The 15,228-nt window shown below is 64.9% G+C and carries 15 protein-coding genes and 1 pseudogene; 4 read left to right on the top strand and 12 right to left on the bottom strand.

The genetic code is table 11. The features are described 5' to 3' along the window. Positions 1-7 precede the first annotated feature (7 nt). From FIU86_RS01880 to FIU86_RS01845, 7 genes and pseudogenes are all read right to left on the bottom strand, one after another. Positions 8-352, bottom strand: coding sequence for a DUF2794 domain-containing protein (locus FIU86_RS01880; protein ID WP_152473523.1), 345 nt, complete (start codon positions 350-352; stop codon positions 8-10). A gap of 257 nt (positions 353-609) precedes the next feature. Continuing rightward, on the bottom strand, positions 610-1,320 hold the full coding sequence (locus tag FIU86_RS01875; protein WP_152473522.1) for an SDR family oxidoreductase: 711 nt from the start codon (positions 1,318-1,320) through the stop codon (positions 610-612). Then, positions 1,317-2,852 carry an AAA family ATPase gene (locus FIU86_RS01870; RefSeq protein WP_152473521.1) on the bottom strand — a complete coding sequence of 512 codons (1,536 nt, stop codon included), beginning with the start codon at positions 2,850-2,852 and terminating at the stop codon, positions 1,317-1,319. Before FIU86_RS01870 ends, FIU86_RS01875 begins: the two co-directional genes overlap by 4 nt. Before the next feature lie 122 nt (positions 2,853-2,974). Continuing rightward, positions 2,975-3,610, bottom strand: a pseudogene (locus FIU86_RS01865) (acyl-homoserine-lactone synthase). Between the two features lie 98 nt (positions 3,611-3,708). Then, on the bottom strand, positions 3,709-4,434 hold the full coding sequence (locus FIU86_RS01860) for an autoinducer binding domain-containing protein (RefSeq protein ID WP_152473520.1): 726 nt from the start codon (positions 4,432-4,434) through the stop codon (positions 3,709-3,711). A gap of 380 nt (positions 4,435-4,814) precedes the next feature. Continuing rightward, the gene (gene ccrA / locus FIU86_RS01850) at positions 4,815-6,107 is read right to left on the bottom strand and encodes a crotonyl-CoA carboxylase/reductase (RefSeq protein WP_152473518.1); all 1,293 of its coding nucleotides are present in this window, start codon (positions 6,105-6,107) and stop codon (positions 4,815-4,817) included. Positions 6,108-6,240: 133 nt separating this feature from the next. Continuing rightward, positions 6,241-7,617 carry a 1-acyl-sn-glycerol-3-phosphate acyltransferase gene (locus FIU86_RS01845; RefSeq protein ID WP_152473517.1) on the bottom strand — a complete coding sequence of 459 codons (1,377 nt, stop codon included), beginning with the start codon at positions 7,615-7,617 and terminating at the stop codon, positions 6,241-6,243. 416 nt (positions 7,618-8,033) lie between these two features. On the opposite strand from FIU86_RS01845, the gene FIU86_RS01840 reads away from it, so the two are divergent. Then, positions 8,034-10,013 (top strand): protein meaA, encoded by a 1,980-nt coding sequence (locus tag FIU86_RS01840; protein WP_152473516.1) that lies wholly within the window; start codon positions 8,034-8,036, stop codon positions 10,011-10,013. A gap of 32 nt (positions 10,014-10,045) precedes the next feature. After that, a complete protein-coding gene (locus tag FIU86_RS01835; RefSeq protein WP_172977564.1) occupies positions 10,046-10,396 on the top strand; it encodes a nuclear transport factor 2 family protein in 351 nt (116 codons plus the stop codon). A 75-nt stretch (positions 10,397-10,471) separates the two neighbouring features. Here the strand turns inward: FIU86_RS01835 and FIU86_RS01830 are convergent, their stop codons facing one another. Beyond that, on the bottom strand, positions 10,472-11,008 hold the full coding sequence (locus FIU86_RS01830) for a DUF4168 domain-containing protein (protein WP_172977399.1): 537 nt from the start codon (positions 11,006-11,008) through the stop codon (positions 10,472-10,474). 148 nt (positions 11,009-11,156) lie between these two features. Here FIU86_RS01830 and FIU86_RS01825 point away from each other — a divergent pair, with 148 nt between their 5' ends. After that, positions 11,157-11,597, top strand: coding sequence for a GNAT family N-acetyltransferase (locus tag FIU86_RS01825; RefSeq protein ID WP_152473513.1), 441 nt, complete (start codon positions 11,157-11,159; stop codon positions 11,595-11,597). Positions 11,598-11,616: 19 nt separating this feature from the next. On the opposite strand, the gene FIU86_RS01820 is transcribed toward FIU86_RS01825, so the two are convergent. Beyond that, positions 11,617-12,150, bottom strand: coding sequence for a DUF4329 domain-containing protein (locus tag FIU86_RS01820; RefSeq protein WP_152473512.1), 534 nt, complete (start codon positions 12,148-12,150; stop codon positions 11,617-11,619). 66 nt (positions 12,151-12,216) lie between these two features. On the opposite strand from FIU86_RS01820, the gene deoD reads away from it, so the two are divergent. Beyond that, positions 12,217-12,921, top strand: a complete 705-nt coding sequence (gene deoD / locus FIU86_RS01815) for a purine-nucleoside phosphorylase (RefSeq protein ID WP_152473511.1) — start codon at positions 12,217-12,219, stop codon at positions 12,919-12,921. Between the two features lie 69 nt (positions 12,922-12,990). Here deoD and FIU86_RS01810 read toward each other — a convergent pair whose 3' ends face one another. Genes FIU86_RS01810 through FIU86_RS01800 form a run of 3 tightly spaced genes read right to left on the bottom strand, consistent with a single transcriptional unit; the run spans position 12,991 to position 15,204 of the window. Next, the gene (locus tag FIU86_RS01810) at positions 12,991-13,842 is read right to left on the bottom strand and encodes an MBL fold metallo-hydrolase (protein WP_152473510.1); all 852 of its coding nucleotides are present in this window, start codon (positions 13,840-13,842) and stop codon (positions 12,991-12,993) included. A 5-nt stretch (positions 13,843-13,847) separates the two neighbouring features. Continuing rightward, positions 13,848-14,546, bottom strand: a complete 699-nt coding sequence (locus FIU86_RS01805) for an SGNH/GDSL hydrolase family protein (protein WP_152473509.1) — start codon at positions 14,544-14,546, stop codon at positions 13,848-13,850. Continuing rightward, positions 14,539-15,204 carry a DUF2161 domain-containing phosphodiesterase gene (locus FIU86_RS01800; RefSeq protein WP_152473508.1) on the bottom strand — a complete coding sequence of 222 codons (666 nt, stop codon included), beginning with the start codon at positions 15,202-15,204 and terminating at the stop codon, positions 14,539-14,541. Before FIU86_RS01800 ends, FIU86_RS01805 begins: the two co-directional genes overlap by 8 nt. Positions 15,205-15,228: the final 24 nt, after the last annotated feature.

The raw sequence follows: 15,228 nt of genomic DNA, 5'->3' as shown, positions 1-15,228 counted from the left end.
TGTCGGGTCAGTCCACCGCGCGAATAAGCTTGCGCTCCAGCACGCGCAAGACCGTGCGCAGGTCGTGCCCGCGTTTCAGCACCTGCCCGTCCATCCCGATCACCGCGTATTGCCCTTGCCGCGCGCGCAGCTTGGGGCGTTTTTCGATCCGGTAAAGCGGGTTTTCGGCGGTGCGCCGAGAGACCGAGAAGATCGCCACGTCGCGCAGGCTAGAAATGCCGTAGTCGCGCCACTCGCCCGCAGCGACCATGCGCCCGTAAAGCGACAGGATCACGGAAAGCTCGGTGCGGTGAAAGGCCACCTGTTGCGCGCTGCCGTGCGGCGGGAACGGAGAGGTGGGTTGGAACGTCATGTATTCAGAGTTGCGGCAAACGAGCGTTGAGGCAAGCGATTTGTGACCGGGCGGGGTGTGAAGGCTGTGTGGTGCCGGCGGCATCCCGGACCTGAACCGGGATCTCGCGGGGCGAGAGGCCCTCGATCAATCAGGCCCCGCGCGGAACCAAGGCGCGGACATGCCGCGCCGCCGGCGCGATCGTCCGGTGACCGAAAGGCGATTGTCCACAATCGCCGAAAGGGGGACTGCCCGGGCGGCCCGACGATGCGCGGCGCCTACCCCCGGCCGATATAGGGCATCTTCGTCGCCATCACCGTCATGAACTGCACGTTCGCCTCGGGCGGCATCTCGGCCATGTGCAGGACCGACTGCGCCGCGTTTGCCACATCCATCGTGTGCATTTCGGGATTGGCCTCTTTCAACCCGGCCACAAGTTCGCTTTCGGCATTGCCGATGTCGATCTGCCCGCAGGCGATGTCGAACGGGCGGCCATCCAGCGACAGCGAGCGCGTCATCCCCGTGACCGCGTGTTTCGACGTGGTATAGCAGATCGAGCCGGGTCGGGGCACATACGCCGAAAGCGACCCGTTGTTGATGATCCGCCCGCCCTGCGGATCTTGCGCGCGCATCGCGGCAAAGGCCAGCCGTGCCGTGATGAACATGCCGCGCAGGTTGACGGCCATGACCTCGTCGAACTCTTCGACGCTCACCGCATCCGGCGTTGTCGAGGGACCGAACATGCCGGCGTTGTTGAACACCGCGTCCAGACGCCCGGCCTCTGCCAGAAAGGTCTCGAAGGCGCGTTCCATGGCGCCCGCATCGGTCACGTCCGAAGGCAGGACAACGGCCTCGCGCCCCTGTGCCAGCTCTTCCAGCCGGTCGGCGCGGCGGGCCACCAGCCCCACGCGCCACCCGGCGTCCAGGAACGTCTCCGCCGTCGCACGGCCAATGCCGGAGCTGGCGCCGGTGATCAGGATGGATTTCATAGCTCTGTATCTGCCTCCACTTCCAGTTCCAGCGGCGCGGGCGCGGCCCGCAGGTCGTCGATGCGCAGGGCGCCGGTGGGTTTCGACAGCCGGTTGCGCACAACCCAGTGCAGACGCTCCTCGGCCCGGGTGATGGCAACATAGGCGAGGCGCTTCCACAAGGGTTGCCCCGCCTCGGTGCGCCCCATGCGGGCGGCGGCGTAGATGTCGGGGGCAAAGACCTGCACATCGGGCCATTGGCTGCCCTGCGCCTTGTGGATCGTCACCGCCGCACCATGCAGAAAAGTGGCGCCCATGCGGGCGGCGAAGGGGATGAACGGCTCTTCCTCGTCCGGTTTCTCGATCTTGACGATGCTGGCGGCACTGACGCGCGGGTCCTCGGCCCCCATCACGTGCAGGCGGGAAAAGCCCGGCTTGCGGCCCGCGCCCAGATAGATCACCTGCGCGCCCTTGATCAGGCCCCGCGCCTCGAGGTCCAGCCGTTTCTTGCGGTGCTTGAGCGGCAGTTCCAGCCCGTCGCAGATCAGCGGCTCGCCTTCCAGCAATTCGGTTTCGGGCGCGCCATGCACGGCGCGGAAGGCGTTGATCAGGCGGATGCGCGTGGCGTTGCGCCAGACAAGGACGGGCGAGCGCGCCATCAGGTCCACCTCGACCCTTTGCGCCCATTGCACGCGCTCGTCCTGCGCCGCCTTCTGTTCAACCAGCCGCTCGAAATCCTCGAACCCGACCTCGGGGTCGCCCAAGGCGTGCGCCAGATCCAGGATCGGGTTGTCGGCGTCCTGCCGGTGGATGCGGTTCAGTGTTAGCTTGGCAGGGGCGGGCAGCCCGTCGAAGACCATCGCGCCGGATTGATTCACGGGGGCAAGCTGCGCCGGGTCGCCGAAGAGCAGAAGCGTCGGGAAGATCTCCTGCAGGTCCTCGTATTGCTTTTCATCCAGCATCGAGGCCTCGTCGATGAACCCGATATCGAGCGGCTCCTCGCGGCGCTTCCAGCCGGTGATGAAATCGCTGCCGCGCAGACCGGCGGCGGCCAGCGCCCCGGGGATGGACTTGTGCGTGCCGTAAAACAGCCGCGCACGTTCCAGCGCCTCCTCGGTCAGGCCCTCGATCTCGGGCTTGTCGCCGTTTCCGGCCAGCCATTCCGCGATGCGCTCGTATTCGGGGTCGTAGACCGGGGTATAAAGGATGCGGTGGATGGTGGTGGCGGGCACGCCGCGCATCCGCAATACGCTGGCAGCCTTGTTGGTGGGGGCGAGAATGGCCAGCGTGCGGCGGTCCTTGCGGCGGCGGCCTTCCCAATCACCCGAGACCACGTCGACGCCGGCCTCTTCCAGCGCGCGGTAAAGGGCGGCCAGCAACAGCGTCTTGCCCGATCCGGCCTTGCCGACAACGGCCATCACGCCTGATTTTCCTTCGCGCGGCGGAGTCAGCATCCCCTCGTCCAGGTCGACGCCCACCTCGCGCAGCGCGGCGGCGATGCGGTCATGGGCCTCGGCCTGGTCGTCGGAGTATGTAAGGGCGGTCTGGGACATGGCGCGACCCTACAGCCGCGCCTTGGCCTGCACCAGCGCGGGGACCGATTTCTTGCAAGAAATCGGATCGGAAAATTTCAAATTTCCGGCCCGGAATTTTTGAAAATTCCGGTGCGCCCCGCTCAGGCCGATTGCGCGAAAGGTTGGCGTTCGTCGCTAAAGCTGCGGCGGAACCATTGCTCGCTCAGTTGCGGTGTCACACCCGCGCGCCGCGCGACCTGCATCCGGGCGGCATCGGTGAATTACCACAGCCCCACGCTGATCCGGTCACGGCCTTTGCCCTGGCTGCCCAGCACCTCCGGTGACGAGCCGATCATGCGGTAGATCCGCACCATCCGCGCGTCGAACACGCCGGCGAAGTGCTGCACGCCGAAGTGGCGCATCAATTCGCCGCCGCCCAGCATCAGCGCCGCCGCGACCCGGCTTTCGGCGCCACGCGCCAGACAGAACCGCGTGCATTCCCAGATATGCGGGCTTTGGATCGTACCGCCTCCCAGGATATCGGTGAAATGCTCGTTGATCATCGTCCGCCCGGTGGTGGGCAGGAACCGCATCGAGCCCTTGTGGCGACCATCGGCCCCTTCCCAGATCACGTAAAGCGGGTTGAGGTCGTCGTATTGATCCCGCTCGAACCCCTGGTCATCGACCGTCACGTCCCAGCCAAGCCGGGTCTTGAACTGGTCAGCGCGGTCGCGGAACATCCCCTCCGCGAGGCGGGGAAAGCAGGCCAACTCGTCGGCGTAGATATAGCGCAGCATGTTTTTTCCTCTCTGTAATTTCAGTTAGAGGAAAACTGTCGCTAAAAAGTTAAACGATCGCAGTGCTACCGTACGTTGCGTACGCAAAATTCATGCAATTATATGACGATCAGCCCCTGGCTGATCGCGCGTGCAACAGCGTGAACCGTGTTGATCGCCCCCAGTTTGAACCGTGCCGATTCGATATAGACCCTTAGCGTGTGTTCGGAAATCGACAGCGTGTCGGCCACCTGTGCCCGGCCATAGCCCAGCGCCAGCAGGGTCAGCGCATCGACTTCGCGCGGGGAAAGCTGCCGCGCGGGCGCGGGCGCGCGGTCCGGCTCGAATTCCAGCGCCTTCTGGTTGAACGTGTGGGCGCACAGGATCAGTTCCCGCCTGTGCGCCTCGGTGAATTCCGCCCAGGCGTCGTCATCACACCGGTGGTTCACCGTAAAGAGCGCGAATTGTCCGTTCGGCCCCCGCAGCGGGATCGAATAGCCCTGGTTGCCAAGGCCATTCTCCAGCGCCTCTTTCAGAAAGACCTGCGCGGGCTTGCCGGACCAGTCCAAGCGCTTCCAGTCGACGGGGTGAAACCGCTGGTAACAACCCTTTATGACCGGATCGACGCGCAGGTAATCCTTTTCGACATAGCGCTCGACCCAGGCCGGATCGTAGGTGCCGCAGCCATACTGGTCGCCCGCGGCGCTGACCCAGTGATAGACAAGGTGGTCAATCTGAAAGTGATCGCGAAGGCGAACGGCGACCTGCTGCAGGTCCGCCGGTTCGCGGGCGTGTTCAAGATCTTCGAGAATCGGTTCGAGCCGCCGTGGCGGTTGCACATTCATACCCAATCGTTCCTTCCCGCGGCGACGTCCCCTTCGACGCCAGTTCTGCCGCCGCGACGAGTCTTGTGTCGTCGATCTGTTCGGCAAGAACCCCAAGGCCATTTTGCCGAGCGAAGGTTCTGAGATCCGCCAGGACATCCAGGATCCACTCGTTCTGCATCATAGCCTCCTTTGGGAGTGTTAACGAAAGGTTAACTCAACTTTAGCATGTTAAACTTTTCCGCCGAATTCGCACTTTTTCACTCCCCAGAAATGGCGAGGGTGCGATTTTCAAGCGCTTGAAATCTTTATCCCACCTTCGGAGCGAAAAAAGACCTGCGAACCGGGGCACCGATTCGCAGGCCAGATGCGGGCCGAACCGGCCCGTCAGGGAGAAGTCGTTAAGCTTTCTTGCCGGCGTCCAGCACGTCCTCGACCGTGCGCAGACCCGTTCGCGGGGATTGCACCAGCACCGCCATGTTGCCCGGCTTGTGCTCGTTGCGCAGCATCTTCATATGCGCGCCCGGGATCTCGTCCCAGGGGAAGACCTCGGACATGCAGGGGTCGATGCGACGCTCGACCACCAGCTGGTTGGCGGAAGAGGCCTGTTGCAGGTGGGCAAAGTGGCTACCCTGCAGGCGCTTCTGGTGCATCCACATGTACCGCACGTCGAAGGTACAGTTGAACCCGGTGGTGCCGGCGCAGATCACGACCATGCCGCCCTTCTTGCAGACCAACGTCGAGACCGGAAAGGTCGCCTCGCCGGGATGCTCGAAGACAATGTCGACATTGTTGCCCTTGCCGGTGATGTCCCAGATCGCCTTGCCGAACTTGCGCGCCTCGGTGAACCAGTCCTTGTATTCCGGGCTGTTCACCTTGGGCAGCTGGCCCCAGCAGTTGAAGTCCTTGCGGTTGATCACGCCCTTGGCCCCGAGGGACATGACGAAATCGCGCTTGTCCTCGTCCGAGATCACGCCGATCGCATTTGCGCCCACGGTGTTGGCCAGCTGGATCGCGAAGGAGCCCAAACCGCCCGAGGCGCCCCAGACCAGCACGTTTTGGCCGGGCTTGAGCTCATGCGGGTGGTGGCCAAAGAGCATCCGGTAGGCGGTGGCCAGCGTCAGCGTGTAGCACGCGCTTTCCTCCCAGCTCAGGTGCTTGGGGCGCGGCATCAGCTGTTGCGCCTGCACGTTGGTGAACTGCGCAAACGATCCGTCGGGCGTCTCGTAGCCCCAGATGCGCTGCGTGGGCGAGAACATCGGGTCGCCGCCGTTGCAGTGGATGTCGTTGCCGTCGTCCTGGTTGCAGTGGATCACGACCTCGTCGCCCACTTTCCAGTTCTTGACCTTGTCGCCCACGGCCCACACGACGCCCGACGCGTCGGAGCCCGCGATGTGGTAATCGGCGCCATGCCCGTCGAAGGGGCTGATCGGCTCACCGAGGCCGGCCCAGATGCCGTTGTAGTTCACACCCGCGGCCATCACCAGCACCAGCACCTCGTTGCTGTCCAGCGTCGGCGTGTCCACCACCTCGACCTGGAACGACTTGTCGGGCTCGCCGTGACGTTCGCGGCGAATGGCCCAGGCATACATCTGCTTGGGCACATATCCCAGGGGTGGCAGTTCGCCGATCTCGTAGAGGTCTTTCTCGGGCGCGTCGTAGGGCGCGATTCCGGTTTCGGTGTCCAGAGCCATCGGGGCCTCCTTCATATGCATTTGCCGCGATGCAGAATCGCGCCTGTCCGCACTGAAATATCTTTCATCGCGCAACAATGCAATGCCGACTTATGGATTTTTGAAATTTTATAACCCAGCAGACGCAGAAAGATCAGCCTTTTTGCGCCGCACCTGCGAAAAACTGGCGGATGGAATTGGCGTAATAGACCAGCAGGTCGCACTCTTCGGGGACGATTTCGATACCCTGCGCGGTGTCGCGGACCAGCCCGCGCTTGCGCAGGATGCGCAGGCCGACCTCCACGGAGTATCCCAGGTCCTCTCGGGCGACGTGAACATGCGCCTGCCCCAGGCTGTCGGTCATCTTGGCGAGCACCTCTTTCAGCTCCGCCTCGGGCAGCGGCGCCTCAGCATCCAGCAGGGCACGAGCGACCATTGGCACCGGCAGTACCGGCACCTCCTCCCCGATCCGCGCCATCAGGCGCTCGCCCAAGGTTTCGACCGGGGCGCCGGGGTGTTCGCGCTGAAACGCAGACAACGACACCGGCGCGCCGAAACTGACCGCGGCATAGCCGTGACGGTGATAGCGCCGCGTGACCCACAGCCAGACCTGTTTCAGCACGAAGCCCGCCACGACGCTGATGTTGGCCCCAAAGCGGCGCTTGCCCGCCTTGCCCGCCGCGACAAGGATGCGATCCTCGAACACCCGGTCATAATTGACGGCGACCGGCACGAAGACCACGTCGCGCCCGTCCGGCTTGCGTTCCTCGATGATGTATTTCAGGATGCCCAGCTTTGGCTTGGCCAGCGCCCCGTCAAGGCTCAGGCCGCCCTCGGGGAAAACCGCCTGCGTCACACCGCCATCCGTCGCCATGCCGACATAGCGCGCCAGAACCCGGCGATAGAGCGCATTGAGCGACCGGCGTCGGATGAAATACGCGCCCATCGTCCGGATCAGCCGACTGAGCGGCCAGACCCGCGCCCATTCGCCCACGGCGTAACTGAGCGCCGACTGCTCGGCGGCAAGCCATGTGACCAGCACATAATCCATGTTGGACCGGTGGTTCATCACGAAGATCACCGTAGCGTCGGGGTCGATCTTGCCGATGCCTTCTTCGTCGAACCGCCCCATCCGCACGCGGTAAAGCGCCGTACTCAACAGCTTGGCCAACCGGATCGCGATGCCGAAATAGGCCGTGGCGGAAAAGCTCGGCACGATCTCGCGCGCGTACCGTTTGGCCTTTTCGAAGGCCACGTTCTCGGGGATGCCGTTTTCCTGCGCGTGTTCGGCGATGGCCTTGCTGACCTCGGGGTCATAGATCAGCCGCTGGATCATGTCATAGCGACGCGCCAGCTTGAACGGCTCGATCTTGCGCTCCAGCCGCTGGTTCAGGCGGTTCACCACCCGCTCCATCCGGCGGCGAAAGAACCAGCGCACCGAGGGGAACAGGAAATGCGAGGCAAAGGTGACCGCCGCAAACAGCAGGATCAGCACCAAGAGCCAGAGGGGAAGTTCAACCGTTTGCGTCATCCAGCGCACCATGCCAGCCCGCGTGAGGGGGTACAAAGGAAAACGGGCATGGGGGGGGGTGCCGCGCGATTGACAGACCGCGGGCTGGCGAACCGACAGTGGTTCATGGCACTTTATCCAAGCCAACTCCGGAAAACTTCAAATCGAAGCGCCTACGGCATCCGATCGCCAGCCCGGGGGGCGGTCCCCCTTTCGGCGATTGCAGGCAATCGCCTTTCGGTCAACGGGCGATCGCGCGGCGGCCTTCGGCCTTGATTCCGCGCGAGGGATAATAGCCTGCCGTGTCGGCTTAATGGGCAACTCAACCCCGCTACGCCCGAATTGCCGCAACGCAGCGAATTGACAGCGTCACATAATTCCGAATAGTTTGCCGCTGTTGAAAGAAAATTTCGCAAACCGATTCACGAGGCCGCCCGATGTCGCAGATGCAGAATGACACCCCCAAGGATCGTCCCTGGTTGATCCGCACCTATGCCGGCCACTCCACCGCCAAGGCCTCGAACGCGCTCTATCGCGGCAACCTCGCCAAGGGGCAGACCGGCCTCAGCGTGGCGTTCGACCTGCCCACGCAGACGGGCTATGACAGCGATCACGTGCTCAGCAAGGGCGAGGTCGGCAAGGTCGGCGTGCCAGTCTGTCATCTCGGCGACATGCGCACGCTGTTCGACCAGATCCCGCTCGACCAGATGAACACTTCAATGACCATCAACGCCACCGCGCCGTGGCTTCTGGCGCTCTATATCGCCGTGGCCGAGGAACAGGGCGCGGATGTCAGCGCCCTGCAGGGCACCGTGCAGAACGACCTGATCAAGGAATACCTGTCGCGCGGCACCTATATCTGCCCGCCGAAACCCAGCCTCAAGATGATCGGGGACGTGGCCGAATACTGCTACACCCATATCCCCAAGTGGAACCCGATGAACGTCTGTTCCTACCACCTGCAGGAGGCCGGCGCGACGCCGCAGCAGGAGCTGGCCTTTGCGCTGGCCACCGCCTGCGCCGTGCTGGACGAACTGAAGCCGCGCGTGCCCGAGGAAGACTTCCCGGCGCTGGCGGGGCGGATCAGCTTTTTCGTCAACGCCGGCATCCGCTTCGTGACCGAGATGTGCAAGATGCGCGCCTTCGTCGACCTGTGGGACGAGATCCTGCAAACCCGCTACGGCGTGGAGAACCCCAAGTTCCGCCGCTTCCGCTATGGCGTTCAGGTCAACAGCCTCGGCCTGACCGAACAGCAGCCGGAAAACAACGTCTACCGTATCCTGATCGAGATGCTGGCGGTGACGCTGTCGAAAAAGGCCCGCGCGCGCGCCGTGCAACTGCCCGCCTGGAACGAGGCGCTTGGCCTGCCCCGCCCGTGGGATCAGCAATGGTCGATGCGGATGCAACAGATCCTGGCGTATGAGACCGACCTCTTGGAATACGAGGACCTGTTCGATGGCAACCCCGCCGTCGACGCCCGTGTCGAGCAGTTGAAGGAAAGCGCCCGGCAGGAGCTTGAGACGCTCGACAGCATGGGCGGCGCCATCGGCGCGATTGAGCACATGAAGGCGCGGCTGGTGGACAGCAACGCCGACCGGCTGGGCCGGATCGAGGCGGGCGAGACAACCGTTGTGGGCGTCAACAAGTTCACCACCTCCGAGCCCAGCCCGCTGCAATCCGAGGATGGCGGCATCATGCGCGTCGACCCCGCGACCGAGGCAGAACAGATCGACCGCCTGAACGCGTGGCGCGAAGAGCGTGACGACGAGGCCGTGAAAACCGCGCTGGCGGCCCTGCGCGAGGCCGCGTCGATGAACGAAAACATAATGCCTGCCTCGATTGCGGCAGCCAAGGCCGGCGTGACCACCGGCGAATGGGCCGAACAGATGCGCCAGATCCACGGCCAGTATCGCGGCCCCACCGGCGTTTCCGGCAGCCCGTCGAACCGCACCGAGGGCCTTGACGATATCCGCGATGCGGTCGATGCGGTCAGCGACAAGCTGGGCCGCCGCCTGAAATTCCTGATGGGCAAGCCGGGCCTTGACGGCCATTCCAACGGCGCCGAGCAGATCGCCTTCCGCGCCCGCGACTGCGGCATGGACATTTCTTACGAAGGCATCCGCCTGACACCCGAGGAAATCGTCACCGCCGCGCTCGATGACGAGGCGCATGTGATCGGCCTGTCGATCCTGTCAGGCAGCCACATGCCGCTGGTCGAAGACCTTCTGAACCGAATGCGCGAGGCGGGGCTGGGCCACGTCCCGCTGATCGTCGGCGGGATCATCCCCGATGAGGATGCCAAGCGTCTGCTGGAAATGGGCGTGGCGCGGGTCTACACGCCCAAGGATTTCGAGCTGAACACGATCATGATGGATATCGTCACGCTGGCCGATCCCAAGGCCGTCGCGGCGGAGTGACCGGCCAGACGGATCGCAACAAGGCCAACGCGATGGCCTTTTACGACCTGATGTTCAATCAATGCCGTCCGCGCGACGCCATCGCGCGTTTCGCGGGCGACGTTTACATACAACACAATCCGCATGTCGCCGACGGCAAGGACGCCTTCATCGACTATTTCGAGCGGATGGCGCAGGAGTATCCGGGCAAGCAGGTGCGCTTTGTCCGAGCCGTGGCGGAAGGCGACCTCGTGGTGCTGCATTGCCACCAGACATGGCCGGGCAGCGACGATTACGCGGGGATGGACATTTTCCGCTTCGACGAGAACGGCAAGATCGTCGAACACTGGGATGTCCTGCAGATCATCACCGGCCAGTCGGCCAACGATAACGGTCTGTTCTGATACGTCCCGGGGTCGTCCGCGGAGGGATCGGGCGCGACCCCGGAACGCATACGGCGTGCCGGATGACCGGCGCGCTTACTCGGTGGTCTCTTCTTCGGTTTCGGCAGCCCCCTCGGCGCCTTCGGCCGCAGCGCCGGCATCCTCCGCGTTTTCCTGCGCGGCCTTGCCTTCAGCAGCGGCGGTCTTGAGCTCGGCCATGATCCGGTCGTTTAGTTCCTGATCTTCCTGCGCCGCGATATCGATCGCCTTGAATTCCGCCGGGGTGATGTCGGCAATCACTTCGATCGAGTTGACGATCGAATCGTTAGCATAGGCCATCAGCTCGGCGCGTTTCTCGCCATCCTCCTCGGCCTCGATCCGGGGCACGAAGTGCTGGGCCACGGTGTTGACCGCCGCCAGCGCCTGCACGAACGACGCGACTTTCTCGTCGCTCAGCGTCTCGTTGCTGATGCCTTCGGCCGGCTCGATCTTTGCCAGCGACTTGGTCGGCTCCTGCTTGGTCGTCTCGGTGGCCGCGCCTTCCGCTTGGGTGTCTTGCGTGGCTTCCTGTGCGAAGCCGGCGGTGCCCAGCGCCAGTGCGGATGCGGTGGCGATTGCGATACGTGAAATCATTATGGTCTCCTCGACGGGGTTGTCTTGGTTTGCGGTTGGATGAGACATGGCCAGTCGATCCGCCGGTTGCAATCCGTTCGGCGAAAAAATGCTGGAATCCGCCTGCCCCGCGCGACAAACTGCGATCTGCAGCGTCCGGAGCCTTGCCATGACCCTTTCCATCCGCCCCATCGCCCCCCAGGACGAAACCGACTGGCGCAGACTCTGGACCGCCTACCTGGAATTCTACGAAAGCAGCGTCAGCGAGGAGGTTTACCAGACCACCTTTGCCCGCCTTTGCGCCCCCGAGGTGACGGACCAGAACGGCCTGCTGGCGCTCGACAACGAGACGCCCGTGGGCCTCGTACATTACATCTTTCACCCGCATAACTGGCGGGTCGAGAAGATCTGTTACCTTCAGGACCTCTACGCCGATCCGTCCGTGCGCGGCACCGGCGTGGGCCGAAAGCTGATCGAGGCGGTCTATAACGCCGCCGATGCCAACGGCACGCCTTCGGTCTATTGGATGACGCAGGATTTCAATGCCCAAGCGCGCCAGCTTTACGACCGGATCGGGCAGCTGACGCCTTTCATCAAGTATACCCGCTAAGGCGCCCTCGCGCCCCGGCTCAGGGAAATTGCGCGGCCTCGCGCCGCATCAATTCACGCAGGGTGTAGGAGCGCGCGATCGGCCCCTCGGCCCCCATTACGTGACCCGGATCAGCGGGGATGCAGCCCGGACCGCAGAGCTGGCGCACCTCCATGCGGCGCGTGTCGAGAAACCACAGCCGCCCGGCCGGCGTGCCGATATAGCCGTTGATACCCTCGCCCTTGTCGGCGCGGAGGTCGTTGACGGTGGGCACCTCGGACCATGCGTCGTCGTCATAAGCCCCGTGCGTGTGCCAGGACGCCACCACGCGCAGACGCTCCGGCCAGCGCGGCTCGCAGTAGTTCAGGTATCCGCGCCGCGCCTTCGTGGTGGCCAGCCGGCCTGCGGCGGTATAGCCGATATAGCCGCAAAATTCGCGGTTCTCGGCCACCGAGCGCGCCTGCGCGTCTGCCAGGACCTGTCGCGCCACGGCGATCTCGTGGGCGGATTGCGCCGCCCCCGCGCATGGCAGCGCTAGGCAGAAACCCCACAGGATAATCGACCGTATCAACATTTCCCTCTCTTGCGGCGGCAGGTTCAGACGTTACCTTACCGCGATCCAGAACCCGAGGGGAGCCCCATGACAATCCACATCGGCGCCGCACCCGGCGACATTGCCGAAACCGTCCTGATGCCCGGCGATCCGATGCGCGCCAAATGGGCCGCCGAGCGGTTCTTGGATGCGCCGCGCCAGATCAACGCGGTGCGCGGGATGCTGGGCTTTACCGGCACCTGGCAGGGCCATCCCGTGACGATCCAAGGCAGCGGGATGGGCATGGCGAGCCTGTCGATCTATGCCAACGAACTTTTGCGCGACTTTGGCGCAAAAACGCTGATCCGCATCGGATCGACCGGCGCGATGCAGCCGCATGTGGCCCTGCGCGACGTGATAATCGCCATGACCGCCAGCAGCGTCGGCACGCCCTCCTCGACCATCTTCCGCGAGCTGAACTACGCCCCCTGCGCCGATTGGGGCCTGTTGCGGGCCGCCGTGGCCGCGACCGAGGCGCGGGGCGTGCCGCATCACGTCGGCGGAATCTATTCGTCGGACACGTTCTATGACGAGCGGCCCGACCTGAACGAGCAAATGACCCGCCACGGCATCCTCGCCGTCGAGATGGAGACCGCCGAGATGTACACGCTGGCCGCCCGCCATGGCGCGCGGGCGCTGTCGGTGCTGACCGTGTCGGACCATCTGCAAACCGGCGAGGCCCTGCCCAGCGAAGAACGCGAGGCCAGCTTCGGCGACATGGTGGACATCGCGCTGCAAGCGGCGTTTGCGTAGGGTGCGTTTTCAACGCACCTGTTTTGGGCCGACAACCACCGTTCCGGCACGGTGCGTTGAAAACGCACCCTACACATCCTCCACAAACGCGAATGCGTACCCCGCAACCCGCACCCGGCCCAGCGACGGCAGCCGGAAATGCGTGCCCAGTACCCGCGCATCCCGCTCCACCGCATGCTCCAGCAAAGCCCGGCGCGAGCGTACCGCCTGCTCCGGCGACTTATCGAAGGTAAAGTGCCACTCGGGATGCCAGCATTGCGCCGCGCTGTGGATGGCATCCCCGGTGATCACCGCCTCGGCCCCGCCGCTTTGCACCCGGACCGACACATGCCCCCCGGTATGCCCCGGCGTCGGCATCAGCGTCACATGATCACCGACCCCGTGCGCGCCCTCGACCAGTTCCGCCTGCCCGGCCTCGATCACCGGCAGGAGGCTCTCGTCATACATGCCCCTGGCTTTCTCGGCATAGAACGCCTCATCCGCCTTCGGCAGCAGGTAGCGCGCGTTGGGGAACGTCGGCACCCAGCGCCCGTCCAGCAGCCGCGTGTTCCAACCGATGTGATCCACATGCAGATGCGTGCACAGCACGTAGTCGATATCCTCCACGCCGACGCCCGCCGCCCCCAGCGCATCCAAAAAACGCGGCGTGTCGCGCTGATGCCAGTCCGGAAAGCTCGGCGCGGTCTTGTGGTTGCCCACGCAGGTATCCACCAGGATCACGTGACCCGGCGTCTTCAGCAGAAAGCCCTGGATCGGCAGCATCACGCGCCCCGTCCGGGGACATAGCCCGCCCGGCACCTTCTCGGCGATGACGCGGCCCACATCCGGGCCAGCGCCCGGGAACATCTCTTCGGGTGCAAGAAACGGCGCGTCGATTTCCAGGATGCGCCACACCTCCACCTCACCGATCCGACACAGCATGACGCTCAGCCCTCCCTGATCCGCTCCGCCACCCGGCCCGCCCACATGTCATACAAGGGCGCGGCGGGATGAAACCCGTCTTCGGCTATCAGGCCCCGGTCCATCGGGAACGCCATCGAAACGTAGCGCAGCGCGGGGTTTTGCGCCACGAGGTCACGCAGCTCGGCATCCAGTGCCGCCGCGCGCCGCCCGAGAACCCCGCGCAGAGGGCCCGGCAGCAGCGGAAACACCCCCAGCGGCGGCACGCCCGAGGCGACGATGCGCGTCACGCCGAACCGCTCTTGCAAATGCGCCACGAGGTCGCCGTAGTTGCGCCGCCACCGCGCCCGGCGCATCCCGTTCTTGGCGTCGTTCACGCCCAGCGCGATCACCGCCACGTCGAATTCCGCAGGCGGCATTCGCCCCAGATCGGCCAGGGCGGTTGTCGTGGTCGCCCCGCCCCGCGCCTCCAACCGCCAGTGCACGCGAAAACGCGGCGCAAGATGCGCCACCAGCCGCCCGGCCAGCGCGTCCTCCTGCGTCTCGACGCCCACGCCCGCGCCGGAACTGTCACCCAGGATCAACAGCCGCAGGTCCGGGCCTTCGCCCGACACGCCTTCGCGCGGGCCCGCCGCCTCGGGCAGGCGCGCGGCGCGCAGCACGACCCAGGCCACCTGGGGCACCAGCACGGGCGCCATCAGCGCCGCGCGAAGCGCATCACGCATCGGTCTCGCTTTCACTCAGCGCCATGCCCGTCTCGCTCAGCGCATAGACCCCGCGCGCCACCCGAAAGAACCAGCCGCTGTGATTGTCCGCCATGATCCGCGTCGCCCGCGCCACGCCGGTCGCCCTGGCGATCACCGCGCCCGAGGACGGCCCATGCTCGGACAGGTAGGCCACGCAGGCCCGCACATCCTGCTTGTAGGCGGTCTCGATCTGCCCCCGCGTGCCGCCCTCGTTCGGATCGCCCCGCCGGGCGTTGAATTCCTTCAGCAGCCGCGCGCGCTTGACCTTGGACCGGCGCGGCTGGAACGGTGCCGGATCGCAATGCACCTGCACCGTGCCCTCGTTCGGCTTGACGCTCAGCACGCCCAGCCCCAACCGCTTGCAGAGGCCGATGTTGCCCTTGAACGCCCGCCACCCCGCCTTGCCCTTCCAGCGCGGCACGGCGACATAGACCTGCTCGGTCACCGCCTGCCGCGCCACCGCCTGTTGCAGCAGGGTCAGGGAAAACCCGGTCTTGAGCTCCACCACCACCGGCTCGGCCCCGTCGCGCAGGCCCACCACGTCCGCCGGGCCGACCTCGGACTTCACGGCATAGCCCAGCGCCTCCAGCCAGGCCTTGACCGGGGCGTATAACAGGGTTTCGCGCGCATCATGCATTCCGGCAATTTGGCCGCAGGTTGC

It is taken from the genome of Roseovarius sp. THAF9 (assembly GCF_009363715.1).
Taxonomy (GTDB): Bacteria; Pseudomonadota; Alphaproteobacteria; order Rhodobacterales; family Rhodobacteraceae; genus Roseovarius.
This window is presented reverse-complemented; position numbering and strand designations above follow the sequence as displayed.